Source organism: Aggregatibacter aphrophilus ATCC 33389 (assembly GCF_900636915.1).
In the GTDB taxonomy this organism is placed as follows: domain Bacteria; phylum Pseudomonadota; class Gammaproteobacteria; order Enterobacterales; family Pasteurellaceae; genus Aggregatibacter; species Aggregatibacter aphrophilus.
In genome coordinates this window covers 1,992,514-2,017,249 of record NZ_LR134327.1, presented here as the reverse complement: position 1 = coordinate 2,017,249, position 24,736 = coordinate 1,992,514, and the positions used below count along the sequence as shown (strand labels likewise).

At 42.7% G+C, this 24,736-nt stretch carries 20 protein-coding genes; 12 read left to right on the top strand and 8 right to left on the bottom strand.

Annotated elements, in window-relative coordinates; genetic code table 11:
* Positions 1 to 234: 234 nt before the first annotated feature.
* The 5 genes from EL144_RS09675 to EL144_RS09655 form a co-directional block, all read right to left on the bottom strand.
* Positions 235 to 2,442, bottom strand: a complete 2,208-nt coding sequence (locus tag EL144_RS09675) for a hypothetical protein (RefSeq protein ID WP_005703944.1) — start codon at positions 2,440 to 2,442, stop codon at positions 235 to 237.
* Positions 2,443 to 2,655: 213 nt separating this feature from the next.
* Positions 2,656 to 3,702, bottom strand: coding sequence for a ferric ABC transporter ATP-binding protein (fbpC, locus tag EL144_RS09670; RefSeq protein ID WP_005700953.1), 1,047 nt, complete (start codon positions 3,700 to 3,702; stop codon positions 2,656 to 2,658).
* 30 nt (positions 3,703 to 3,732) lie between these two features.
* The gene (locus EL144_RS09665; RefSeq protein ID WP_050332809.1) at positions 3,733 to 5,790 is read right to left on the bottom strand and encodes an ABC transporter permease; all 2,058 of its coding nucleotides are present in this window, start codon (positions 5,788 to 5,790) and stop codon (positions 3,733 to 3,735) included.
* A gap of 65 nt (positions 5,791 to 5,855) precedes the next feature.
* Positions 5,856 to 6,890, bottom strand: coding sequence for an ABC transporter substrate-binding protein (locus EL144_RS09660; RefSeq protein ID WP_005700950.1), 1,035 nt, complete (start codon positions 6,888 to 6,890; stop codon positions 5,856 to 5,858).
* Between the two features lie 154 nt (positions 6,891 to 7,044).
* Positions 7,045 to 8,085, bottom strand: a complete 1,041-nt coding sequence (locus EL144_RS09655) for an ABC transporter substrate-binding protein (protein WP_005700949.1) — start codon at positions 8,083 to 8,085, stop codon at positions 7,045 to 7,047.
* A gap of 270 nt (positions 8,086 to 8,355) precedes the next feature.
* Here EL144_RS09655 and udk point away from each other — a divergent pair, with 270 nt between their 5' ends.
* The 5 genes from udk to EL144_RS09630 are packed head-to-tail and all read left to right on the top strand — an operon-like array spanning position 8,356 to position 13,838.
* Positions 8,356 to 9,006 carry a uridine kinase gene (gene udk, locus EL144_RS09650; protein WP_005703950.1) on the top strand — a complete coding sequence of 217 codons (651 nt, stop codon included), beginning with the start codon at positions 8,356 to 8,358 and terminating at the stop codon, positions 9,004 to 9,006.
* 9 nt (positions 9,007 to 9,015) lie between these two features.
* Complete coding sequence (gene dcd, locus EL144_RS09645; protein WP_005700947.1) at positions 9,016 to 9,600, top strand: dCTP deaminase; 585 nt, start codon at positions 9,016 to 9,018, stop codon at positions 9,598 to 9,600.
* A complete protein-coding gene (locus EL144_RS09640; RefSeq protein ID WP_005703952.1) occupies positions 9,601 to 10,803 on the top strand; it encodes an AsmA-like C-terminal region-containing protein in 1,203 nt (400 codons plus the stop codon).
* Between the two features lie 2 nt (positions 10,804 to 10,805).
* On the top strand, positions 10,806 to 11,996 hold the full coding sequence (locus EL144_RS09635; RefSeq protein ID WP_005703953.1) for a sugar transporter: 1,191 nt from the start codon (positions 10,806 to 10,808) through the stop codon (positions 11,994 to 11,996).
* An 18-nt stretch (positions 11,997 to 12,014) separates the two neighbouring features.
* Entirely contained in the window at positions 12,015 to 13,838 is a 1,824-nt protein-coding gene (locus EL144_RS09630; RefSeq protein ID WP_005703954.1) for a DUF4153 domain-containing protein, read from the top strand.
* A 40-nt stretch (positions 13,839 to 13,878) separates the two neighbouring features.
* Here EL144_RS09630 and der read toward each other — a convergent pair whose 3' ends face one another.
* The gene (gene der, locus EL144_RS09625; RefSeq protein WP_005703955.1) at positions 13,879 to 15,408 is read right to left on the bottom strand and encodes a ribosome biogenesis GTPase Der; all 1,530 of its coding nucleotides are present in this window, start codon (positions 15,406 to 15,408) and stop codon (positions 13,879 to 13,881) included.
* 279 nt (positions 15,409 to 15,687) lie between these two features.
* Between der and hscB the strand changes: the two genes are divergently transcribed.
* Together hscB and EL144_RS09615 are read left to right on the top strand one after the other, a co-directional pair.
* Positions 15,688 to 16,647 (top strand): Fe-S protein assembly co-chaperone HscB, encoded by a 960-nt coding sequence (gene hscB / locus EL144_RS09620; RefSeq protein ID WP_050332811.1) that lies wholly within the window; start codon positions 15,688 to 15,690, stop codon positions 16,645 to 16,647.
* Positions 16,648 to 16,669: 22 nt separating this feature from the next.
* Complete coding sequence (locus tag EL144_RS09615) at positions 16,670 to 16,960, top strand: chaperone modulator CbpM (protein WP_005700939.1); 291 nt, start codon at positions 16,670 to 16,672, stop codon at positions 16,958 to 16,960.
* Positions 16,961 to 17,244: 284 nt separating this feature from the next.
* On the opposite strand, the gene lysS is transcribed toward EL144_RS09615, so the two are convergent.
* Both lysS and prfB read right to left on the bottom strand, forming a co-directional pair.
* Entirely contained in the window at positions 17,245 to 18,753 is a 1,509-nt protein-coding gene (gene lysS / locus EL144_RS09610; RefSeq protein WP_005703958.1) for a lysine--tRNA ligase, read from the bottom strand.
* Between the two features lie 55 nt (positions 18,754 to 18,808).
* Positions 18,809 to 19,907 (bottom strand): peptide chain release factor 2 gene (prfB, locus tag EL144_RS09605; protein ID WP_187146683.1). Its coding sequence is split into 2 segments (ribosomal slippage): positions 18,809 to 19,831 and positions 19,833 to 19,907, totalling 1,098 coding nucleotides; the frame shifts between segments, so codons are not numbered across the junction.
* Between the two features lie 167 nt (positions 19,908 to 20,074).
* On the opposite strand from prfB, the gene dsbC reads away from it, so the two are divergent.
* The 5 genes from dsbC to EL144_RS09575 all read left to right on the top strand — a co-directional run bounded on the left by dsbC (position 20,075) and on the right by EL144_RS09575 (position 24,736).
* The gene (gene dsbC, locus EL144_RS09595) at positions 20,075 to 20,758 is read left to right on the top strand and encodes a bifunctional protein-disulfide isomerase/oxidoreductase DsbC (protein ID WP_005703959.1); all 684 of its coding nucleotides are present in this window, start codon (positions 20,075 to 20,077) and stop codon (positions 20,756 to 20,758) included.
* 12 nt (positions 20,759 to 20,770) lie between these two features.
* Positions 20,771 to 22,492 carry a single-stranded-DNA-specific exonuclease RecJ gene (recJ, locus tag EL144_RS09590; RefSeq protein WP_005703960.1) on the top strand — a complete coding sequence of 574 codons (1,722 nt, stop codon included), beginning with the start codon at positions 20,771 to 20,773 and terminating at the stop codon, positions 22,490 to 22,492.
* Positions 22,493 to 22,500: 8 nt separating this feature from the next.
* Positions 22,501 to 23,175, top strand: a complete 675-nt coding sequence (locus EL144_RS09585) for a thiol:disulfide interchange protein DsbA/DsbL (RefSeq protein ID WP_005700933.1) — start codon at positions 22,501 to 22,503, stop codon at positions 23,173 to 23,175.
* 12 nt (positions 23,176 to 23,187) lie between these two features.
* Complete coding sequence (locus tag EL144_RS09580; protein ID WP_005703962.1) at positions 23,188 to 23,880, top strand: 5'-methylthioadenosine/adenosylhomocysteine nucleosidase; 693 nt, start codon at positions 23,188 to 23,190, stop codon at positions 23,878 to 23,880.
* A gap of 160 nt (positions 23,881 to 24,040) precedes the next feature.
* The gene (locus tag EL144_RS09575; RefSeq protein WP_005703963.1) at positions 24,041 to 24,736 is read left to right on the top strand and encodes a DUF4198 domain-containing protein; all 696 of its coding nucleotides are present in this window, start codon (positions 24,041 to 24,043) and stop codon (positions 24,734 to 24,736) included.

The window sequence follows — 24,736 nt, the reverse complement described above, 5'->3', positions numbered from 1 at the left end:
GACCGCACTTTGATTGGCAAAAGTGCGGTCGTTTTTCTTTTTGTTTTTTAACATGAACGTGGCAAACCTACATTAGCAAGTTTTTCCCAACTCAGCACAAAACATATCTATCATCAATGTAGTAGCGAGGATATTCCCTGCGCCAAGTCCAAATGGAAGAACGGGAAAGCGCTAAGTTGGTGTTGTACCCAAAAGATGATTGGCTTACACACCGTAACTTATTGACTGTTTTGTTTATTTTTTTACCTCACCAGGCTTAATTTCCGGTACTGTTTCTTTCTTCATCTCATCAGATTTAGTTTCGGGTTCTGCTTCTTTCTTTACCTCATCGGATTTTGTTTCTGGTGCTGTTTCTTGTTTCATTTCCGGCTGTTCGCCATTGACTTCCGGTGTTACAGCTTCTACCGCATCGCTGACTTGTTCTTCTGGAACATCATCGGACGATTCTTTTTCGATTTCTTGTAGATACTCTTGTCTGATTTGCTCTTCGGTTTTGCCGTTAATAAAAGTGCCTTGATCATTTTTTTCCAATTTAATGGTGTAGTTATCATTGTCTTCCACAAAAATGAGGTTGAGCTTACCTTCTGGTTTAACATTCATGCGGAAATATTGCCAAAATGGCGATTCATTTTTGATTTTTAGACTTTCCTCGTTGGTGTCATCAATCAATGTTTTGTTAAAGGCAACATTGATCGTACCTTTTGTGTTTTTAGTGAAAACATCTAGCTGAGTGAGGCTGTCTTTTTGTGGTGTAATGGTGCCGTTTACATTTAGCTTAAATGGATAAGCCTTGGTTGCGGGATAAGTATTTAAATTAAAGGTCAGGCTTGTGTTATCTGTGGCTAAATTGAGATCTTTCCACTGATTTTCTAGGATCTTATGAAATGTTTCCTCTGTGAGATGGGTGCTACATAAAATACCGTACATACCTGAACAGAACTGGGATTCCGCCAATTTTGCATAATCTTTTACAACAAGCGGGGCTTCAATTTTGAAGTCTTCAAGTTGCATCTGGGCTTCAGGCAAGCTCAGTTTTTTGAAAGCAAAAGTTGAATTGCCGGTATATTGTCCATCTTCTTCCTTCGCTTCACCTTTGATAGCCAAGGCTTCTAGGGCAACATCGCCATAATTGAAAGACTGCAACGTGATTTCAGAACTGCCGTTACCACCGGACTCTTTTACCCATCTGTCTTTGAGTTTTAAGAGTTCTTTATTGTCTTCTTTCGGTGGATTTTTGGCAGCAAAAGCGTCTAAATAAAACGGGATAACGGCTAATTCATTTTCTAAATTCATGCCACTTAATTGATAAGATACTTTTGCCCCTTTTGCCTCCCATTGTTTGCTTTTTTCTTCCGGCGTCTGTTTCACACCGCCAACACTCAGTTGCAGGTTTATAGCTGCTTGGGAAAGCGCACGATTATCTAATTCGAGGCTAAGTGTCGTATCATTCAAATTGAAATAAGGCTTTTGATTTTTCGGCACCTCAATGGATTTCACGGAAAGGGAACCATTAAATGCTTGATTTTGGGTCAACACCGCCACTAAAAAATTGACGGCATTTTTTATATTTTGGTTTTCACCGGTGAGCTTTTTAAATTCATCAGCAAAATTAACCGCACTTGGCACACCTTGTTGTTTAATATTGAGCGATAAACCATTAATGATGGTTTGGCTTTCTTCCGTGGTGCGTTCTTTATTGGCGGCGCGAAGAACATCGCTGTTGAATTTGGTCATTAAATCGCGTTGCTGCACTTCTGCATTTTTCTTAACATCAAGCTGATATTTTGCATTTTTAAGTTGAAATTTGCTATTTTCACCGTTCATTAAACCCAATTCGGCGCTTTTAGCGTTTAGTTCAATGTTGTAAATATCATATTGATTGGTATCAACCTGAACGAGTTTGAGCTGTCCGTTAATTTGTTCTAATTTACTGTTTTTGTCGTAATTGAAGCCACTTAAATTGGTTTTGATATTAACGTCTTTGTTTTCCGCATTGAAATCCAGTGTTAGGGAAAGATTTTGTGATTTATTGGTAAAATCACGAAATTCGGTTAAGACATCCGATTGCAAATAATCACCCACGGGGGAGAATTTGCTGTTGATGGTATTTTTATCAATGGTGATATTGAGATCTTTATTTAATTGGCGTACCAATTGATCGGAAAGTTTGGATTCCGCCTTAATAAAAAAGGGCAGAGGAGTGAGTTTGGTTGAAATCACGTCGGTGTGTTTACCATCGTGGTTTTCAAGACTAAAAATTAAATCACGGCTGAAAAAGTTTTTGGCGGTTTCAGTAACTTTGAGGCTGAGTTGATTATCTAAAGAATAAGGGAATTTTTGTAAAACTTTATCCACTTGCTGATTAGTATAAAACTGCGCGCCCCCACCAATGGCGACGATAATAGCAGCGAGTGTTAAGGTAATTTTTCTTTTTTTACTCATGTTGTCCTCAAGTTTAGGTATAAGGGGAGGTTTTGTATATTCGGCATACAATTTAACCTACAGGATAAACAGTTTTCTTTCCTTCGTAAACGGAGGGAACAAAGGATGTCTCTGCAGTTTTTATTATTCAACGTTTAAAAAATACAACAAATAACAACCGCACTTTAATCTTTTGAATACAAAGTGCGGTTAAAATTTCAATTATTTTTAATTTTATTCATTTTTTAGTAGGAAAACACCTTGCTCGGAAAGTTGCACATAGGCTTCCTGTAATGCCGGGTTAAAATGTTCCGGACGACTGTTCACCAGCAAATCTTTGCCGTGCCATTGTGCCACAACTTCCCAGTGATTTCCCATATAAACTGCACTTTTTATTGTACAACGTTGTGCTTCAGTGCCATTTTCTTGAAGATAAACCGCCTCAGGACGAATTCCTACCAGGCAATCACCATCTGCTAAATTGAATTGATCTGCGTTCGTGAGTTGAACTTCATAACCCCCGATATTGACCGTATTTCCCTGCAAGGTCGCCGGGAGAATGCTGGACTCACCCATGAAGTTGGCAAGGAATAGCGAATTCGGGCGTTGATATAACTCTTTCGCCGGCGCTTTTTGCATGATTTTGCCTTTGTTCATCACGATAACCTCATCTGACACCGCAAAGGCTTCAGTTTGGTCATGGGTGACGTATAAAGAAGTGATACCAAGGCTTTGTTGTAATTCACGGATTTTTTCCCGCATAGCGCGGCGCAAGTTAGCATCCAGGTTACTCAACGGTTCATCAAACAGTAATACTTTTGGTTTGAGAACAAGCGCACGAGCAAGTGCCACACGCTGTTGTTGACCGCCGGAGATTTGGTCCACATAACGATCTTCAAATCCGGCTAAATCCACCAATTCCAAGGCTTCTTTGATACGCTGTTTGCGCTCTTCTTTATTTACGTTTTGCATCCGCAAACCATAACCTACGTTATCGCCGATACTCATGTGCGGAAATAATGCATAAGATTGGAACACGATACAAATGTCGCGGTTTTGAATAGAAGATTTGGTGACATCTTCACCATCAATGAAAATTTGACCGGAGGTTGGGTTTTCTAAGCCGGCAACCAAACGTAACACCGTGGTCTTTCCGCAACCGGAAGGACCAAGCAAGGTCACCATGGTGCCACGTTTAATGGTTAAATCTAAATTATCAATTACCACCGATTTACCAAAGGATTTGGTGATATTTTTTAGTACTAAGAAATCGTTGTTCATTTTATTACCTACATCTAAATGTTAATAAACTTAATTCATTTTTTTCGCTTTGGAACGGGAAATGCGGGTGTCACCGACAATCCAGTCGAAGAATAAAATAATCGCCATCATCACCACGATTAAGATGGAACCATATGCAATGGCTATCCCGTATTCGCCGTCTTCTACGCGGTTTAGGATGTATGCTGTTGCTACGCGGGTGTCGGCAGTAACCAAGAAGATAATTGCACTCACTGTCGTCATGGCACGTACGAAACTGGTGACCAAGGCGGACAATAACGCCGGTTTTAATAGCGGCAACACGATATACCATAATGTTTTCCAGGAGCTACCTTTCAAGGAAAGTGAAGCTTCATCTAGGGATTTATCGAGTTGTCCTAAACCTGCAATCGCCGCACGCATACCAATTGGCAAATCACGCATGACCATGGAAATCACCACAATGATGCTAGTACCGGTGATATACATTGGCGCATTGTTAAAGGCAAGAATGTAAGACACCCCGGCAACGGTGCCCGGTACGGCAAAGCAAAGCATGGTTAAGAATTCGAGGGATTTTTTTCCTTGGAAATCTTTACGCACCACAATATAGGCGATTAACAAGCCAAAAATGGCAGTGAGCGGCGCGGCGATACCGGCATAAATTAAAGTATTGATTAAGGAAGGCCATGCACCATCACTCAATCCTTGTCCGAACAACATAGCGTAGTTTTTCAAGGTTAAGGTGTAATCTACCCCCCAGTTTACGGTGAAGCTACCGTAGAAAATACTACCGTAAAGTGCCAAGTTGAATATAACCCAAAACGCGAGCATGAAAATGATCGTATATTTCAAGCCGGTTGGTAGATCTTGCACATCCCCGCGGTAGGATTTACCGGAAACAGTCACATAGGAGCGGTTACCAATCCATAAATATTGGATGATGAAAATCGCTAAGGAGAAGATTAACAACATGGAACCAAGGGTACTGGCGGAGGCGTAATCTAATTGTGATCCGGCAATGTAGAAGTAAATTTGTGTTGCGATCACGTCAAAACTACCGCCTAACACCAACGGGTTACTGAAGTCTGCGAGCGATTGGATGAACACGATGAGGAACGAGTTTGCTAAGGCCGGACGCAGTAACGGGAAAATGATGTTATAGAAAGTTTGGTAACGGTTGGCGCGTAAAGTATAAGACGCTTCTTCAATGGACGGATGCACGGATTTTAATGCACCGTCTAAAATCATGAAAGAAATTGGTGCGAACGCTAAAATTTGTGCAATCGCGATACCGTTAAAACCATATAACCAGTTGTGATTGGTGAAACCAAAATAGGTGGATAAAAACTCGGTGACATAACCGGAGCGGCCGAGCATTAAGGTTACCCCTAAACCAACAACGAAAGGCGGTGTGACAATCGGCAAAATAGAGAAAATTTTTCCGATAAACGCAGTACGGCGCGCAATTCGTGTTGTGTACAGGGCAAATGCTAAACCAAACACCGTGGAAACAAGACCGACGAAACCTGACAAGAAGAGCGAGTTGCTGATGACGCGTACAATATAGCTTTGCGTCAAAATACGCATTACCTGTTGCGGCGCAAAGGTTTCACCGTCGTAGAACATGGAGACGAAAATCGCCAATGTCGGATACACGATGAAGAAGAAAATCAGCAAAATAATGCAAAGCAGGGACGCGATAATAAATTTATCGCCTTGCATGATTTTCAGCTTGGCAAGCGATAGCGTGGCAAGTGCGGTGAAACCGATGAGTAAAACGATGACCGAATAACCCATACTGATTTTTAACACGCTCGCACTGATAAAGGTGAATAGTGTGGCAATTGCCAGTAAGTAAAGTTCCGCTTTAGCTTGGGTGTTGGCGGGTAATTTCAGACACGGCAACAAACCGTACAAAATCACCGGCAAGAACCAAAAGACGGTAATGTTAAAAGACGACCAACCCATGGCATCGTAGAATTCATCAGCAGTGCTGTCGAACAAGCCGTAATCTAAGGCATGGGAAGGGAGAACAAGAAATGCAATAATGGATAAGATTATCCAAAAATTGGCAGAATGTGTTATTGGAAGTTTATTTGCGTTCATACAACCTCGCATAAGTAGAGAAGTGAAGCAATGCAATAGGCATTGCTTCTTTATCTAACAACGGTTTATTTGGCTAATTTAACATCATCAACCCATTTAGTGATTAAACGTTTGCGCAAGTCGGTTGCCCCGTATTTGTCAAAATCGTAATTAATCAAATTAACGGATTTAAAATCCAACGCATAAGGCGATTGTTGCGCGGTAGTGTTGGTTAAAATGGAATAGGCTTCGCCTTTTTGCCACGTTAATTCCTGCGCTTCTTTGGATAACGCCCAATCTACAAAAAGTTTTGCATTTTCAAGGTTACGGGCACCTTTGATCACGCTTACACCGCCAATTTCATACCCCGTACCTTCACAAGGCACCACTAATTCAACAGGGGCACCTTTGGCTTTTTCTAAAGAATATTCATGTAAAAAGCCGATACCAATTGCGGTTTCACCACGCGCGGTATTACGGGTTGCAGTGTTGCCTGATTTCGTGTATTGCGACACGTTTTTATTTAAGGCTTTAAGATATTTAAAGGCTTCTTCTTCTCCCCAAAGCTGCATATAAGTGGCTAACTGAGTGTAGCCCGTACCTGAACTTTGTGGATCTGCCGCTTGTATTTCATTGCGATACATCGGATCAGCTAAATCTTTCCAACATTTTGGTGTTGGTAAGTTAAGTTTTTTCAAGCGTTCCGGGTTGACGCCGAAACCTAGCACACCAAGATAAATGGCGGAAGAGTAATTGCCTTTAACTTTTGCCGGATCGCGGAATTGTTCAACAATTTGTGCAAGATTAGGTGATTTATAAGGCTCTAATAAACCCATTTCGCCCGCTTGGGAATGCGGATCCATTGTGCCACCATACCAAACGTCCCCTTGCGGGTTGTCTTTTTCGGCGTCGATCTTGGCTAAAATCGTGCCCGTACCGCCGCGAATAAAACTGGTTTTCACATCGTATTTTTTCTCGAAAGCCATGGCTTCTTGCTCGCACATGGTGTTTTGTGCACTACAATAAATTACCAAACGGCCTTTTGCGGCAGCGTTGCCGCTTAACAACATCCCACTGAGTACAACACCTGAAAGCGCTACCGCAATTTTTGAGAGTTTCATTTGAACACTCCTGTGTTTTTTATTTTATGCTGGCGCGCGTCGTTTGACGCGAGTCCCTTATGATAGTGATAAGCATGCGTTGGAAGATGCATGCTATTTAAACAACAAAAGTGCGGTTAAAAAAACACATGGATTTTCAACCGCACTTTTAGCGTTATTTCGCCAATTTCACGTCTTGTACCCATTTTTCAATTAAGGCTTTGCGTTGTTCGGTAGCACCGTATTTCTCAAAGTCGTAATTGATTAAGTTAAGTTTGTTCGGGTCAAATGCTGTCGGAGATTGCTCTGCAGTAGTATTGGTTAAGATTTGTAAGGAATCGCCTTGTTTCCATGCCAATTCTTGACCTTCTTTGGATAACGCCCAATCCACGAATAATTTCGCGTTGTCCATATTACGTGCACCTTTTAAGATGCTCACGCCGCCTAATTCGTAGCCGGTGCCTTCACATGGAACAACGAGTTCTAATGGTGCACCTTGGCGTTTTTCAAGCGCATAGTCGTGTAAGAATCCGATGCCCACTGCGGTTTCACCACGGGCAGCGTTACGGGATGGGGTGACGCCGGATTTGGTATATTGGGAAACGTTCGGATGTAAGGCTTTTAAGAAATCAAAGGCTTTATCTTCGCCCCAAAGTTGAACGAAAGTCGCTAATGCTGTGTAGGCAGTACCGGCACTTTGCGGGTCTGCAATTTGTACTTCACCTTTTAAGCGTGGATCTGTTAAGTCTTTCCAACATTTTGGTACTTCTTTAATACCTAGTTTGGCCAAACGTTCGGTATTCACGCCAAAGCCTAAGATCCCCATGTAAATAGCAGAAACATAGTGACCTTTGGTTTTGGCCGGATCGCGAAAACGTTCTACGATTTCATCAATATGTTTGGATTTGTATGGTTCGATCAAACCAAGCTCTGCAGCTTGGGCTTGTGGGTCAAACGTGCCGCCAAACCACACGTCTGCTTGCGGGTTATTTTTTTCTGCTTCTACTTTGGCAAAGGTACTGCCTGAGCCGTTACGAATAAATGAGGTTTTTACATCATATTTTTCACCAAAGGCTTTGGTAGTAGTTTCACATAAGATGTTGGTGGCACTGCAATAAACGACTAAGCGACCTTTTGCAACAGCCGCTTGGCTCGCCATTAATCCGCCGGCTAAAAGTGCGGTGGAAATTGCAAGAGAAAGTGATTTTAATTTCATACAGATAACCTCTTTATTGTCCATGATTTATAGAAATATTATATTGAGCGTGACTAGCTCGTGGTTTTAGGTTGGGGGCATCTTACCCAAAATTGTTAGAAATTAATGTGAGAATTCTCACAAAAATAATAATTTTATGGCCTAGTTGTCTTACGTGGCGAATTATCCGTAGAAATTTCATCGATTCTCAGTGTTATTTCTATAAATATGCCGCGTTTTTCTTTATAATTCCGCCAATTTATTCACGTCTATAAGAGAAAGGGAAACGGCATGTCAGAGAATCAAACTTCATCTTGTATTATTATCGCCATTGCAGGCGCTTCGGCTTCAGGTAAAAGTTCTATTGCTTCTACGGTACACAAAGAGCTGTGTAATGAATTGGGCTGTGAAGAAATCGGCATCATTGCGGAAGATAGTTATTACAAAGATCAAAATCATTTAGAAATGTCCGAACGGGTCAAAACCAATTATGACCATCCCAATTCCATGGATCGTGACTTGCTTATCCAACATTTGAAATCTTTAAAAGCTGGCAAGGCCGTGGAAATTCCTGTTTATAGTTATGTGGATCACACTCGTACCAACGACGTCACTTATTTCACCCCAAAACGTATTGTTATTTTAGAAGGTATTTTGTTGCTTACTGATGAACGCGTACGTCAGTTAACGGATATTTCAGTGTTTGTGGATACGCCGTTGGATATTTGTTTTATTCGTCGTTTACAGCGTGACATGGAAGAACGCGGACGTTCCCTTCAATCGGTCATTGATCAATATCGCGCCACTGTGCGCCCAATGTTCCTACAGTTTATCGAGCCTTCTAAACAGCACGCCGATATTGTGATTCCGCGTGGTGGCAAAAATCGTATTGCCATCAATATGCTAAAAGCCCAAATCATGCAGCTATTAAGTAAAAAATAGGAGCAGATGATGAGATTATGTGATACTGACATTGAACGTTATTTAGACGAAGGTTTAATTTCTCTTAGTCCGCGTCCATCAAATGACAAAATTAACGGCGCTACTATTGATGTCCGCTTGGGTAATTCTTTCCGTGTGTTCCGTGAACATTCCGCACCTTACATTGATTTAAGCGGTCCGAAAGAAGAAGTGTCGGCGCAGTTAGAATCAGTGATGAGCGATGAAATTATTATCGGCGATGATGAAGCCTTCTTTTTACACCCCGGTGTGCTTGCTCTTGCCACCACTTTGGAATCGGTAAAACTGCCGGCCAATATTATCGGTTGGCTGGATGGACGTTCTTCTTTGGCTCGTTTAGGTTTAATGGTGCATGTGACCGCACATCGCATTGACCCAGGCTGGGAGGGCAAAATTGTGTTGGAATTTTACAATTCCGGCAAGCTGCCGTTGGCGTTGCGCCCAAATATGATTATTGGTGCATTGAGTTTTGAAGTGTTAAGTGGCCCAGCTGCACGCCCTTACAGCAGTCGCAAAGATGCTAAATATAAAAACCAGCAAAATGCTGTTGCCAGCCGTATTGACGAGGACAAATAAATGAAAAAGATCGCAATCATTACTTTGGTCGTGATATTGGCGATCTTTGCATTTTTTTATGTCCAAATTCAGAAGTTGGAAACCAAGGTCACCGCTAAACTGGCGCAACATGAAACCACTTTCCAAGAGTTTAATATTGGCGTTTTTCCGCAGCCTTATTTGGCTTTTGAAAGCGTTAAACACAACCAAATTAGCATTGAAAAACTGACAGGCAAATTTCCCTTATCGGCAATGTTTTTTGGTGATGTCAAATTGCAGGAAGTCGACATTCAAAATGTTAAGCTCTCTGAAAACGCGCAAAACTCGGCAAATATTCAAATGCGTTTCTCTGATTTTTCCCTTGATAACATTACTCCTGACAATATCGCGTTGAGTGGTGATAGTCAGATTGTGGTGGAATTAGCAAAACCACTGTACGGTAACAATAGAATTTTTAATTTTCGCTTTATCAAAGGCGGAATTGAGCGCAGTAATGAGAGAAAACTTGCAGCCTATTTTGATCATGTTGTTTTAAATGAAGAGAAGGTAGGTTTTGTTAAAACGGAGTTGGATTTATCCCAATACACCAAACATCTCACTGCAGATATTGATTCCGGCTGCCTACCGAATTTGCCTTGTACTGCGCACTTGGATTATGTAAGCGAGCCGGAACAAAGTGCGGTCGCTTTTTCCGCTAGAAATTATCCTATTGAACGTTTGTTGATGTGGCTGACTTTCCCGAAAACTATTACCGGTTCCGCTGATGTAGAGATTGCCGTGCAGTTTGCCCATTCTCAAATCATTAACGGTGAATTCTTTTTCGATGCTAAAAACGGCGAATTATTGGGTTTGAATCTGTTGGACTTAGCAGGGCAGTATTTACCGATCAATTGGAATGATGCAGAACTTAAAGAGAAAGTCAGCTTAAACACCAAATATGATCAAGCGACCAGCCTTTTCCGACTCAATGGGCATCAACTGGACATTGAAAAAATGTCGTTAAAAACCACCGCACTTTTAGGTGAGGGAAAGGGCATTGTGGATTTACAATCTATGCAATGTAACGTTGATTTAAATCTGCATCCGACCGATGAAAAATATGCGGAGTTCACTTTGCCAATTCGCTTTTTTGATAGCTGCTATTCACCGCAATATGAAGTGCAATTTGACAAAAACTTGCGCAGTAAAATTAAAGATCTTATTAAACGTAAATTAAAACAATAACGATGGTTGCTTTAAGAATTGTTCGACGCCTAAAATTTTTCCGCGTCGTTTTGTTGGCTTTTGCCGCTTTTGTATTTAACACCACCGAGTTTTTACCGGTGGCTTTACTTTCAGACATTGCTCACAGTTTTCAAATCCCCGTGGCGCAAACCGGGCTGATGATTACCATTTATGCTTGGATTGTCTCCCTCATGTCGTTGCCGTTTATGTTGATGACGGCAAAATTGGAACGGCGTAGCCTGTTAATTAAATTATTCATTATTTTTGTTGCCAGCCATATTTTGTCGGTATTGGCGTGGGATTTTTGGGTGTTGTTGCTTTCCCGTATCGGCATTGCGTTTACTCACGCAATTTTCTGGTCGATTACCACATCCTTGGCTGTGCGTGTGGCGCCGAAAGACAAAAAAGCGCAGGCCATCGGGCTATTGGCGATGGGCAGTGCGTTGGCGATGGTGTTAGGTTTGCCGCTCGGACGGGTTATCGGACAGTTTTTAGGTTGGCGAGAAGCCTTTGGCATTATTGCTTTTCTTGCGTTTTGTATCCTCTTATTGCTTTATCGATTCCTACCGCACTTGGCTAGTCGCAACGCCGGTTCACTAAGTAGCGTGCCTTCTTTATTTAAGCGCCCGTTATTAGTGGGACTCTATGCATTAACTATACTTATTATCTCAGCGCATTTTACCGCTTATAGTTATATTGAGCCCTTCATCATTCGCGTTGGAGGAATGAGTGATGGTGTGGCCACTGCAATTTTATTGATTTTTGGGTTGTCAGGGGTAACCGCAAGCCTTCTCTTTAACCGCTTTCACCGTTTTGCGCCGGCCAAATTCTTGTTGGCGTCCATGGCTATTTTAGTACTTTCTTTGATCTTGCTATTACCATTCAGTCATAGCGAATTTTCCATGTATTTACTGGCATTCGTATGGGGTGTTGGTATTTCGGGTATTGGACTGAGTTTGCAGGTGCGGGTGTTGCAACTGGCGCCGGATGCGACGGATGTGGCCATGGCCATTTATTCGGGGCTATATAACATTGGTATAGGAGGAGGTGCGTTGTTTGGAAATCAAGTGATGCAACATCTTGGTTTAGCCAATATCGGTTTTTCCGGGGCGGCCTTTGCAGCGATGGGGCTACTGCTGTTTATTTATATTCATTTTCGCTATGGAAAAGCCAATAGCGGAAATAATCTCTAATAAAAAGAAGGAAATTTTATGAAAAAATGGCTCTTGCAATTTGTTCAACTTGCGAAGCAGGCTTTGATTCGACACCCGGTTGAGCTTTTATTGGTGGCAATTTGTGGTGCAATCCCGATTTTTGCCCCTGAACCCAAGGCAATGATGGAGCGTTATGCCGACTTTTTGCTATGGGCGCCAATGGCGTTTATGTTGGTTAATTTGACCCATGGAAATAAATATTATCGTTTGAGTATTTTTATTCCTATCGCGTTTGGAGTGTTGGCGACATTGGTTGATCTTAACGATTTCATACAAAGTGCGCGTTTCGGTATTTTAAACCTTGCCGTATTAGTAATTTTCTTGTGTAAAAACCTGGCAAAAAACAACCGCACTTTTATGAGCATCTTGCTCAATAATATGCTCAATGCTGTGATTGCTACATTGTTTGCGCTGATCATCGGTGGAATAGGCAACGGATTGGCAGCAGCCATTCAAGCATTATTCCATGTGGATATGTATGCCTTGTCGATGTATTCTCGGATTTGGTTAGTGACGTGGTGGTGGATTTTCCCACTGGCATATTTAAGTTTGTCGCAACGAGAAAATCTCTTTAGCGGGCGTTTTAATGAATTAAGCAAGATTCTGCTAAACTGGATTTTATCCCCTGCGTTGGTGATTTATACTCTGATTATTTACGCTTATGCAGTATCGATTTTGATCCAAGGTAAAATGCCGGAAGGCATGATCGCCAATGTGGCATTTCCTTATTTGATGATTGGCATTGTGCTTTATGCCTTGCAAATCCTGTTGGATAACGAAAAATGGCAGAAGTTTTATCGTCTGTTGCCGTGGCTCAATTTATTGCCGTTGGTGATGTTGTGGTATGCCATGTCTATTCGCATTCAGTATTATGGCTTGACTCAAGATCGCGTGTATTTACTCATGGGGGCTATGGTTCTTGCATTATGGAACTTCATTTTGCTCGTGCCGAAAATCAGACAATATCGTCTTCTTGCCGGCGTGTTGTTGCTAGCGTTATTAAGTAATGTTTTTGTGATTGACGCAAACCAAATCGCTTACCAAGATCAATTGGCTCGTTTTGATAATTTTGTAAAAACTCAACAATTATTAGATAGCAATGGCAAATTAACTGAAGAGCACATTAAACAATGGACAGCGACTCGAGGAAATGATGCTAAATTGTCTGATGAATTTCGCAATAGAACTTATGCAGTGTTGTTACGAGCAGATGAACAATGGGTTGAGGAATTCAAACAACATTATGGTATTTCGAAAGAAAAATCGCTTTATGAATGGTTGCCTGAATCGAATGGTTATCAAGAGGAATTGGTGTCTTATTTTGAGATTGAAAATAAACAAGAGCAGTTTATGGACATTCAGAATTACAACCGTTTCCTGTGGCTTAACGGTGAAGTAGCAGATCGTCGATTTACCATTAGTGAGCTTAATTCAAAAGAAGAGGATTGTCAGATTGGATTGGAAGCGGTTTTAGATTCGCACGGCAAATTAAATGGTGCTTATGTCAAATGCGGAGATTTCTTGCGCAACAATAACCCGCCGGATTTTTTGTTAAAAATACAACGAAAAGAGGGTGGAGAATACGTTACATGGAATCTTGATGCCTATTTGCGTGATTTGTTTGTTCGATACAATTTGGATATTCACAAAAAATACACTAAAAATGAGTTGGCAATCTTAACAAAAGACGCCAAACCTTATGTAGTGTTAGGTGACGTAGTGGTCTTTTTTGATTATTTAACTATTGAATATGACGAAAGAGGTGACTACAAAGGTTATGCCGCACAACGGCTATCCATTAACGGCGTATTCTATAAATAGAAGATAAAAAAGTGCGGTGATTTTTCACCGCACTTTTTGTTTATCGTTTTGCTTTCTTAATAAACTTCATCAAACGTTTACGTTTACGTAATTGGTTCGGCGTGAGTTTATTGCGTCTGCCGGCAAATGGATTATTGCCTTCTTGGAATTGCAGACGAATTGGCGAACCGATAATTTTCAAGCTACGACGGAAATGGTTGGATAAATAACGCTTGTAGGAATCCGGCAGTTTATCCACTTGGTTGCCGTGAATCACAATAATCGGCGGGTTGTAACCGCCCGGGTGGGCATATTTCAATTTCACCCGACGACCGCCAATCATCGGCGGTTGATGCTCATCCACCGCAATTTGCAGAATGCGGGTAAGCATGGATGTGGTCATTTTCTGCGTGGCGCATTCATAGGCTTCTTTGACAGATTCAAATAAATTGCCGACACCGCTGCCATGCAAGGCTGAAATAAAATGCACACGGGCGAAATCAATAAAATCCAAACGGCGATCAAGTTCCGATTTCACGCGATCTTTCACCTCTTGATTCAAACCGTCCCATTTATTCACCACGATAACCAAGGAACGGCCGGCATTTAAGATAAAGCCAAGCAGTGATAAATCTTGGTCGGAAATGTTTTCCCGTGCATCAATGGTGAGCAATACCACATTAGCGTCTTGAATGGCTTGTAGCGTTTTGATGACGGAGAATTTTTCCACCGCCAAATGCACCTTACCGCGTTTACGCACACCGGCAGTGTCGATTAAGGTGTATTGTTGGCCGTCACGTTCCATCGGAATATAAATACTGTCGCGGGTGGTGCCCGGCATATCGTAAACCACCACGCGATCTTCGCCTAAAATGCGATTAGTCAGCGTGGATTTGCCCACGTTCGGACGTCCTACAATGGCAATTTTGATATTTTCACTGTCCGGTGTTTGTTCCTGCGCCAATTCTTCATCTAAAAGCGCGGTGTCTTCTTCATTTGAAAAATCGAAATCCTCATCCCATTCATCGTGTTGAGCCATTTCAGAAACATCATCATTTTCTACCGCACTTTCTTCCTCTTTTTCCGCCATTTTTTCCGCTAACGGACTTAATACTTGTTCCATCAGGTTGGCGATACCGCGTCCTTGAGAAGCCGCAATTTGGGCGATTTCACCTAAGCCTAATTGATAAAACTCGGCACAGTGGGAGTCAGCGTCAATGCCGTCCACTTTATTGGCGACTACCACAGTAGTTTTATTTTGGCGTTGGCGTAAATAGTTGGCGATACCAATATCCGCTGACGTTAAGCCGGCGCGGGCATCTACTAAAAATAACACAATGTCCGCTTCTTCAATGGCAAGTAATGATTGCTCCGCCATTTTTTCTTCTACGCCTTCTTCCGTGCCATCGATACCGCCGGTGTCAATAACAATAAAGTCATAACCTGCGAGGTGGGCATGGCCGTATTTTCGGTCACGGGTTAGGCCGGGGAAGTCGGCGACTAACGCGTCACGGGTGCGGGTCAGACGATTGAATAAGGTGGATTTGCCCACGTTCGGACGGCCAACCAGTGCAACAACAGGAGTTGTCATAAAAACCTCTTATAAATGAAATGTGCCATGGAAACGTCGAAATCGGCACCGGAAAAATGGCTCGCATTATAGCGGATTTTACCCGCAATGAGAAATGACAAGGCGTTGCTTGAGGTAATTAAATGATGAAAAAACTACTTTAAAAAATTCATATTGTTATTATATTAAACAGAACAAAATTTACTCAAATTATGATGAGTTCATTAGTTGTTGCTTGTGAGTGAGGAACGACAACAACAATAAACCGAATGACAAACATTAACATTTAAAAGGATAACTATGGCAAAACAAACCTATTATGAGGTATTGGGCGTTGAAAAAAACGCCGACCTCGACAGCATTAAAAAAGCGTATCGAAAATTGGTGCGTAAATATCACCCTGATGTGAGCAAAGATCCTGATGCAGTGCAGAAAACCGCGGAGGTGAATGAAGCCTATGAAACCTTAAAAGATCCGCAAAAACGGGCAGAATATGACGAAATGTTGGCAAACCCGTTTGGTCGGGCGCAAGCTCAGGGTAACCCATTTGAAGGTGCTTACGGCAATGCCAACGGTTTCCGCCACTATGAGTTCCATTCTGGTGACGGCGAGCCGTTCGGACAAGAAGATTTTCATTTTGAAGATCTGTTTTCTGCCTTCGGGCGTGGTGGACAGCAACAATCCCGTACTCGCCAAACAGGGCCAATGAAAGGTGAAGATCAGTACGCAGAACTCAGTATTGACATTGCCGCCGCTTATGATGGCACGGAGCGTTCTTTGAGTTTAAATGTGCCAACCATTGACGATTATGGAAGAATTATCCAACAAAATAAAACCTTAAATGTGAAAATTCCAAAAGGTATTACCGAAGGACAGCAAATCCGTTTGGCGCGCCAAGGTTTACCCGGTATTAACGGCGGCGAAAACGGCGATTTGTATTTGAAAATTCGTTTCCATGAACGCCCTGATCTTTATGTAAAAAATAAAAAAGACGTTTGTCAAACTATCGATGTGTTTCCGTGGCAGGCAGCATTAGGTGGTAAGATTCAGGTTACTACCCTTGGCGGACGCCTACAAATTAACTTACCGGCAAACAGCCAAAACGGTAAAAGCATCCGCTTGAAAGGTAAAGGCATTCCGGCCAAAGAGGCAGGCGACTTATATTTAAATATTCGTATTGTAGTGCCGACCATCGAGAATGATGCCGACCGTGTTGCATGGGAGCAATTAGCGGCACACTTTACTGCCAAACAGGTATAAGACAGAATAAGGAATTGAAATGATGAATCAAGATATTGATATTAAATTGAGCTTTAATGAAATGTTGAAAGTGTGCTCTGCTGATCGCCAGTGGCTACTGGAATTGATAGAAGAAGGCGTGATTTCTGTGGATGGGCGGCCCGAGCAGGCGGTTTTCAGCGGTTTCCAAATGGCTCGTGTGCGCCGCGCTCACCGCTTAAGCCATGACTTTGATGCCAGCATCCCCGCTTTAAGCCTCATTATGCGTCTGTTAGACGAAGTAGAAGAACTTCGTAAACAAACTCGCCCGATTTCATTACTGGATGAGCGTTAAAAAAACATTGGAAAAAATTACTTACAAATCACAGAGGTGACTTGTTCGCCCCTTTGGGGCCGTTAGTAAAGCCAGCGTTCGAAATTCAATGGATTTTGTGACCGCACTTGAAAAAAGTGCGGTGCTTTTTGGGGACGTTTTTCTGAATAGTCTCTTCGGCAGTGAGGTTCGACCAATGGATTAAGAGCCTAATGTATTATTTTTAAGCGCCTACTTGTCAGTGATCGTTCGATAGAGGGAGAAAAAAAGGAAGTCGATCGACTTCCTTTTGGATTTTATTCGGATTATTTCTGACGCATAGCCGGGAACAAAATCACATCACGGATGGATGGGGCATTGGCATAAAGCATGGCTAAGCGGTCGATACCCAAGCCTTCGCCGGCCGTTGGTGGAAGACCGTGTTCAAGGGCCACAACGAAATCTTCGTCTTTAAACATCGCTTCGTCATCACCGGCTTCTTTGGCAGCTACTTGGGCGTCAAAACGTTCATTTTGATCTTCGGCATCGTTTAATTCGGAGAAACCGTTACCGATTTCACGTCCGCCGATGAAGAGTTCAAAGCGATCTGTCACTTCCGGGTTTTCATCGTTACGACGGGCGAGCGGTGAAATTTCAGCAGGGTGAGCCATTAAAAAAGTCGGCTGAATTAAGTGATGTTCTGCCACTTCTTCAAAGATGGCGTTCACAATGCTGCCTAAACCCCAGGATTTTTGCACCTCAATGCCTAAACGTTCTGCGGTGGCTTTGGCGCGGTCGAAATCGTATAAATCTTCTTTCACAATGCCTTTTTCGGCGCCGTATTTGATGATGGCGTTGTGTAAGGTGATACGTTCGAACGGTTTGCCGAAATCAAATTCTAAGTCGCCATATTTCACGATGGTGGTGCCTAAAATATCAATCGCCAATTTGCGCAATAATTCTTCGGTGTTGTCCATTAAATCATGGTAATCGGCGTAGGCTTGGTAGTATTCCAGCATGGTGAATTCGGGATTGTGACGTACGGAAACGCCTTCGTTGCGGAAATTGCGGTTCAATTCGAATACGCGTTCAAAGCCGCCTACCACTAAACGTTTTAAGTAAAGTTCCGGTGCGATACGCAAATACATATCCACGTCTAAGGCATTGTGATGTGTGACAAACGGACGAGCCGCTGCACCACCCGGAATCACTTGCAACATTGGGGTTTCCACTTCCATGAAGCCTTTGGAAAGGAAATATTCACGAATGCCGGCGACGACTTTAGAACGAATGATGAAAGTGCGGCGGGATTCTTCGTTAGAAATTAAATCCAAATAACGTTGACGATAACGCACTTCTTGGTCGGTTAAACCGTGGAATTTGTCCGGCAGCGGGCGAAGGGCTTTGGTTAATAACTGAACTTTGGTGGCTTTCACGGTGAGTTCGTCGGTTTTGGTTTTGAATAGCGAACCTTTAATACCGACAATGTCACCCAAATCCCAGTGACCTACATCATCTTTATACACGCCTTCAGGCAAGTTATCGCGCGCCACATAAAGCTGAATTTTGCCGCTCATATCTTGAATGGTGATAAAGGTGGCTTTACCCATGGCGCGACGAGTCATGATACGTCCGGCAACGGTAACTTCAATGTGTTTTTCTTTTAATGCTTCGCCCTCTTCGGCATCATATTTATCGTGCAAATCCTGTGCAAGCGAATCGCGACGGAATCGGTTCGGGAAGGCATTGCCTTTGGCGCGCAAGGCCGCGAGTTTTTCACGGCGTACTAACATTTCACCGTTGAGATCTAACTCTTTTACTTCTTGTTCTGACATTTTATTTACCTTTAATTTTCAATTTTAAAAAACGTTTTTAAAAACGACCGCACTTTTACAATCCGGCTTTGAGACTGGCTTCAATAAACCGATCCAAGTCGCCGTCTAACACTGCTTGCGTATTGCGATTTTCTACGCCGGTGCGCAAATCTTTAATACGGGAATCATCCAACACATAAGAACGAATTTGGCTGCCCCAGCCGATGTCGGATTTATTGTCTTCCATGGCTTGTTTGTCGGCATTTTTCTTTTGCAATTCCAATTCGTACAACTTCGCTTTAAGTTGTTTCATTGCCTGATCTTTGTTCTTGTGTTGGGAGCGGTCGTTCTGACATTGCACCACGATACCGCTTGGCATGTGGGTGATTCGCACCGCACTTTCGGTTTTGTTCACGTGCTGACCGCCCGCACCGGAGGCGCGATAAACGTCAATACGCAAATCGGCAGGATTGATTTCGATATCAATATCGTCGTCAATTTCAGGATAGACGAAAGCTGCGCTGAATGAGGTATGGCGACGGTTATTGGAGTCAAACGGGCTTTTGCGCACCAAACGGTGAATGCCGGTTTCCGTGCGTAGCCAGCCGAATGCGTATTCGCCGCTAACACGAATGGTAGCAGATTTAACACCGGCCACATCGCCATCGGAGACTTCCATTAATTCGGTTTTGAATCCTTTGCTTTCTGCCCAACGCAAATACATACGAAGTAACATTTCTGTCCAGTCTTGCGCTTCGGTACCGCCGGAGCCTGCTTGCAAATCTACATAACAATCGCAGGCATCGTGTTCGCCGCTGAACATACGGCGGAATTCCAGTTTGGCGAGTTGTTGTTCCAGTTCGTCTAATTCGGCAACGGCTTCGTTGAAGGTGGCTTCGTCTTCCGCTTCCACGGCAAGTTCCAACAAACCGTCTACATCTTCCAAGCCTTGCTCTAAATTTTTAATGGTGTTAACTACCTGTTCTAAAGAAACGCGCTCTTTGCCGAGTGCCTGCGCCTTGTCTGCGTCATTCCATACATCAGGCTGTTCTAACTCGGCGTTAACTTCTTCTAAACGCTCCGTTTTAGCGTCGAAGTCAAAGATACCCCCGAAGCACAGAAGTGCGGTCGGTTAAATCGGTGATTTTATTTTTGATAGGATTAATTTCAAGCATGATAATGAATGTCGTAAAAAGGTAAATTAAGTGCGGGATTATAAGGGATTTTGCGGGAATTGGGTAGAGTGAACGAAACTCCAACTGTGAAATTCTGTGAATTTTGCATAACGCGTCAATTACTTTTATAATTTACGCTCAATTTCACTTATTTAGGAACAACAGAAATGAAAAAAATTATTACTACGCTTTCTCTTTTGGCTATATCTATGAGTGTAACGGCAAATGATGCTGCACTGAAAAGTAAATTGGAAAAGCTAGGTGTGAAAGATATTGATATTCAAACTTCACCGATTAAAGGCTTGAAAACTGTCGTAAGCGACCAAGGCATTTTTTACGCAAGTGAAGACGGCGAATATTTATTACAAGGAAAAATCTACAAATTAACCGATAAAGGCATTAGCAACGTCACTAATAAAGTGTTGCTGGATAAATTAAATGCGCTGAAAAACGAAATGATTGTATATCCGGCAAAAAATGAAAAACATGTCGTCACCGTGTTCATGGATATTACCTGCCACTACTGCCATTTGTTACATCAACAAGTGAAAGAATATAACGACTTAGGCATTACCGTACGTTATTTGGCGTTCCCGCGTGCAGGTATGGAGAGTCAAACGGCAGGGCAAATGGAAGCGATTTTTACCGCAAAAGACCCGACATTCGCTTTAAACGAAGCGGAAAAAGGCTATCTTCCAAAAGAATTGAAGACCCCGAATGTGGTGAGAAAACATTATTTGCTTGGCGCTCAATTTGGTGTAAACGGAACGCCGACTATCATTACCAGTGAAGGCGAAGTTATTGGTGGTTATCTAAAACCTGCTGATTTACTTGCGGCATTAGAAGGATAATACAGATCAGCTGTGCAAAAACAAATCTTACGCCGTGAAGTGCCGGCAGGTAATAAACTCTGTGACGATCCGCTCTTGGATCGTCTCTATCGTTCGCGGCACATTAAAAACGCTTGTCAATTAGACCGCACTTTAGCCGCCATTCACAACCCGAATCTGATGTCCGGTTTGGATGATGCTGTGGCGCTTTTGCTGGAAGCCTACGAAAAACAGCAAAAAATCGTTATCGTCGGCGATTTCGATGCGGACGGAGCGACAAGCACAGCATTGGCAGTGTTGGCGTTGCGTCAGCTTGGTTTTGTCAACGTCGCTTATTTGGTACCGAATCGCTTCGAGCAAGGTTACGGTTTAAGTGTTGCAGTGGCGCAAGAGGCATTGGCGCTGGATGTTGAACTGCTTATCACGGTGGATAATGGTGTATCTTCTCATGAGGGCGTGGCGTTTCTAAAAGAACAGGGTGTGAATGTTATCGTTACCGACCATCATTTGCCGCCGGAAAGCTTGCCGAGTGCCGATGCCATCATCAATCCGAATCTTGCCCATTGCGGTTTTCCGTCGAAAAGTCTCGCCGGTGTGGGCGTGGCGTTTTATCTTATGCTTGCTTTGCGGGCGAAATTTCGTGAATTGAGCATGTTTGACGCCAAAAATCAGCCGAATTTCACCGAACTGCTGGATTTGGTGGCGTTAGGTACGGTGTCTGATGTAGTGCCGTTGGATCAAAACAATCGCATTCTGGTGTATCAGGGCTTGGCGCGTATTAAAGCGCAGCGTTGCCGTTTTGGTATTCGAGCTTTGGCAGAAGTGGCAAAACGGGATTTAACGGGATTTTCCGCATCGGATTTGGGTTTTTCTATTGCACCGCGATTAAATGCGGCGGGACGTTTGGATAATATGTCCGTAGGCGTTGAACTATTGCTGGCGGAAAACATGGAAAACGCCCGTGCCTTGGCGTTAGAATTAGACGGCTTAAATCAAGCGCGCAAAGAAATCGAGCAGGGCATGAAGCTGGAAGCTTTAAAAATATGCCAAAATCTCACCGCACTTGAAAACCAATTGCCACATTCCATAGTGCTGTATCAGGCGGATTGGCATCAAGGTGTATTGGGCATTGTGGCATCGCGTATTAAAGACCAATTTCACCGCCCAGCGATTGCCTTTGCACAGGAGCAGGATGGCATTTTAAAAGGTTCTGCACGCTCTATTCCAGGCTTGCATATTCGTGATGCGCTGGAACGAGTCTATTCGCAATATCCTGATTTAATTTTAAAATTTGGTGGTCATGCCATGGCAGCAGGTTTAAGTATTCCTGAACCCTATTTGGCGGATTTTCAACGTATTTTTAATCAAACTGTTAGCGAGTTGTTGGCGCAAGATCAGCTACAAGGTACGATTTGGACGGACGGTGAATTAAGTACGGATTTGTTAAATCTCGCTACGGCGGAGACTTTACAGCAGGGCGGTCCTTGGGGACAGGCGTTTCCTGAACCGATGTTTGACGGTGAGTTTAAGATTTTGCAACAACGGTTAGTAGGTGAAAAACACTTAAAAATGATGGTGGAGCCCAAACTGGGCGGACCATTATTAGATGCTATCACCTTTAATGTAGATACGCGGTATTATCCTGATTTATCAATAAAAAACGCGAAACTGGTGTATAAATTAGATATCAATGAGTTTCGTGGCAATCGAGGTGTCCAGTTACTAGTGGATTATATTGAGCCTTTAGGAAATTAGCACAAACCATGTTACGGGTCGGGTCATTCATCATATTGTTATGTATTGGTCATGTTGCCTTCGCGCAACATGAAGAGGCATTTTCTACCGATTCCCCGAGACAATTATTGGACGACGAAACCATTCAATTTGAAGACGGCAAAGACTATTTTTCTTATGTGGAGCCTGTTTCATTTCCACCGCGTAGTGATCACAAAATTCTCATTGAGTTTTTCTTTGATTATGACTGCCGTGTATGTTCTTCTGCACAAGATGTGTTAGATCTCTATGAGCAAATTAATCGCGATAAAGTCGCGCTGGTAGAACATCCCGTCGCTACTGCCAAAGCCCGCTTTTCAGCGAATGTATTTTATACCCTACAACATTTAGATGCTGAAAATGTTTCATCCGCTTTGATGTTCGAAACATCGGAAAAAACTAATTATATTCGATTGTCACAAATGGATAATTTACTGCCTTGGTTGGAAAATCAAGGTGTTGAGCGCAGTAAATTCTTACGGACCTATCATTCCGAAAAAGTAAAACGTGACGTAGATTATGCTATTCATTTAACGGAAGATTATGGTGTGTTTACTTTCCCTTATGTGGTGATTAACGGCAAATATGTATTGACCGCCAGCACCTTGTATAACGATGATTATGCCCTTGCGGTGTTGGATTATTTAATCAATAAAAAAGAGTAGTTAAGGAAACAAATGAAAATCGGTATTGTGGGCGCCATGGCGCAGGAAGTGGATATTTTAGTGGGTTTAATGACCGATAAAAATGTCACAAAATTGGCGGCATGCACTATATATGAAGGCAATATTCAAGGTAAACAAGTCGCCTTGTTGCAATCCGGTATCGGCAAAGTTGCCGCTGCCATGGGGACGACAGCCTTATTGCAATTAACCAAACCAGATATTGTAATTAATACCGGTTCTGCCGGTGGCGTGGCTGAAGGATTAAGTGTCGGAGATGTCATTGTTTCCACTGAAACGCAATATCACGATGCTGATGTTACTGCTTTCGGTTATGCCAAAGGACAACTTCCTGCATGCCCTGTCACTTTTGTTTCCGATGCAGCATTGGTCGAATTGGCGGAACAAACAGCCCAACAGTTAGGGCGGCATGTAAAACGCGGTTTAATTTGTTCCGGCGATAGCTTTATTCAAGGCGGTGAACGTTTAGCACAAATCAAACGGGATTTCCCGAATGTTATTGCTGTGGAAATGGAGGCGGCTGCAATCGCGCAAGTTTGCCACGCTTTTAACGTGCCTTTCGTGGTCGTGCGCGCCATTTCCGATGCGGGTGACGACAAAGCCAATATGTCTTTTGAAGAATTTCTTCCGCTCGCTGCCAAACAATCCTCCGCCATGGTTGTTGCCATGTTGGCGAAATTGAATTAAATATTTTCTCTCTCCGCGTGCAGTATTAGCGCACGCGGAATCTATTTTCTTCTTCATCTATCTTCCTCATTTTTCGTATATTTCTTTAAAAAACACTTGACTCTAAAGTCGCTTCAGATTTTATCATTGGACAAAATTCAACGATAAAAGGAGAGATCAAATGAAATTTCTAAAAACAAGTGTAATTTGTACCGCACTTTTTGCTGCATCTATTGCCAATGCCCACAACGTGTGGCTAGAACCTGTCAAAGAGGCTAATTCTGCTGGGCAATATGTCGTGAAATTCGGTCATGAACAGACCGAAACTTACCCCGAATACAAATTGAAAGCCGTTAAGTTGCTAGATAATCAAGGTAACGTTTCTAACGCAACATATCAATTTAAAGAAGGTGAAGCCTATCTCAATGCCGATAAAGCATCACAAGTGTTTATCCGTTTTGATAACGGCGTTTGGTCAAAATTGCCAAGCGGCAAATATGTAGAAAAAACTAAACAACAAGAACCAACCGCAGTATCTTCTGTGAATCCGGTGAAATTCGGTAAAGCCGTATTACACTGGGACGAGCAAGCAACGAAAACACATGGCATGGAATATGAACTGGTGCCACAAGCGCAACCAAAAGCCGGAAAACCGTTGCCGATTTTAGTATTGCACAACGGCAAGCCGGTGAAAGATATTAAAGTGGGATTGGGTGAAGACGCGCCGTTTAACTTAACTGACGACAAAGGTATTGCTGAATTTACTCCGCAGGCAGGTTACAACAAAGTTTGGGCGGAATTTGAAGAAAAGGTGAAAACCAATCCGGATTACGATCGCCGCTCTGTAGAATATATGCTGACCTTTGATGCTCAGTAG

Coding starts and splice junctions, on each gene's coding strand:
- EL144_RS09675 (WP_005703944.1), bottom strand. CDS start 2,442: ATGAGTAAAAAAAGAAAAATTACCTTAACACTCGCTGCTATTATCGTC.
- fbpC (WP_005700953.1), bottom strand. CDS start 3,702: ATGAACAACGATTTCTTAGTACTAAAAAATATCACCAAATCCTTTGGT.
- EL144_RS09665 (WP_050332809.1), bottom strand. CDS start 5,790: ATGAACGCAAATAAACTTCCAATAACACATTCTGCCAATTTTTGGATA.
- EL144_RS09660 (WP_005700950.1), bottom strand. CDS start 6,890: ATGAAACTCTCAAAAATTGCGGTAGCGCTTTCAGGTGTTGTACTCAGT.
- EL144_RS09655 (WP_005700949.1), bottom strand. CDS start 8,085: ATGAAATTAAAATCACTTTCTCTTGCAATTTCCACCGCACTTTTAGCC.
- udk (WP_005703950.1), top strand. CDS start 8,356: ATGTCAGAGAATCAAACTTCATCTTGTATTATTATCGCCATTGCAGGC.
- dcd (WP_005700947.1), top strand. CDS start 9,016: ATGAGATTATGTGATACTGACATTGAACGTTATTTAGACGAAGGTTTA.
- EL144_RS09640 (WP_005703952.1), top strand. CDS start 9,601: ATGAAAAAGATCGCAATCATTACTTTGGTCGTGATATTGGCGATCTTT.
- EL144_RS09635 (WP_005703953.1), top strand. CDS start 10,806: ATGGTTGCTTTAAGAATTGTTCGACGCCTAAAATTTTTCCGCGTCGTT.
- EL144_RS09630 (WP_005703954.1), top strand. CDS start 12,015: ATGAAAAAATGGCTCTTGCAATTTGTTCAACTTGCGAAGCAGGCTTTG.
- der (WP_005703955.1), bottom strand. CDS start 15,408: ATGACAACTCCTGTTGTTGCACTGGTTGGCCGTCCGAACGTGGGCAAA.
- hscB (WP_050332811.1), top strand. CDS start 15,688: ATGGCAAAACAAACCTATTATGAGGTATTGGGCGTTGAAAAAAACGCC.
- EL144_RS09615 (WP_005700939.1), top strand. CDS start 16,670: ATGAATCAAGATATTGATATTAAATTGAGCTTTAATGAAATGTTGAAA.
- lysS (WP_005703958.1), bottom strand. CDS start 18,753: ATGTCAGAACAAGAAGTAAAAGAGTTAGATCTCAACGGTGAAATGTTA.
- dsbC (WP_005703959.1), top strand. CDS start 20,075: ATGAAAAAAATTATTACTACGCTTTCTCTTTTGGCTATATCTATGAGT.
- EL144_RS09585 (WP_005700933.1), top strand. CDS start 22,501: ATGTTACGGGTCGGGTCATTCATCATATTGTTATGTATTGGTCATGTT.
- EL144_RS09580 (WP_005703962.1), top strand. CDS start 23,188: ATGAAAATCGGTATTGTGGGCGCCATGGCGCAGGAAGTGGATATTTTA.
- EL144_RS09575 (WP_005703963.1), top strand. CDS start 24,041: ATGAAATTTCTAAAAACAAGTGTAATTTGTACCGCACTTTTTGCTGCA.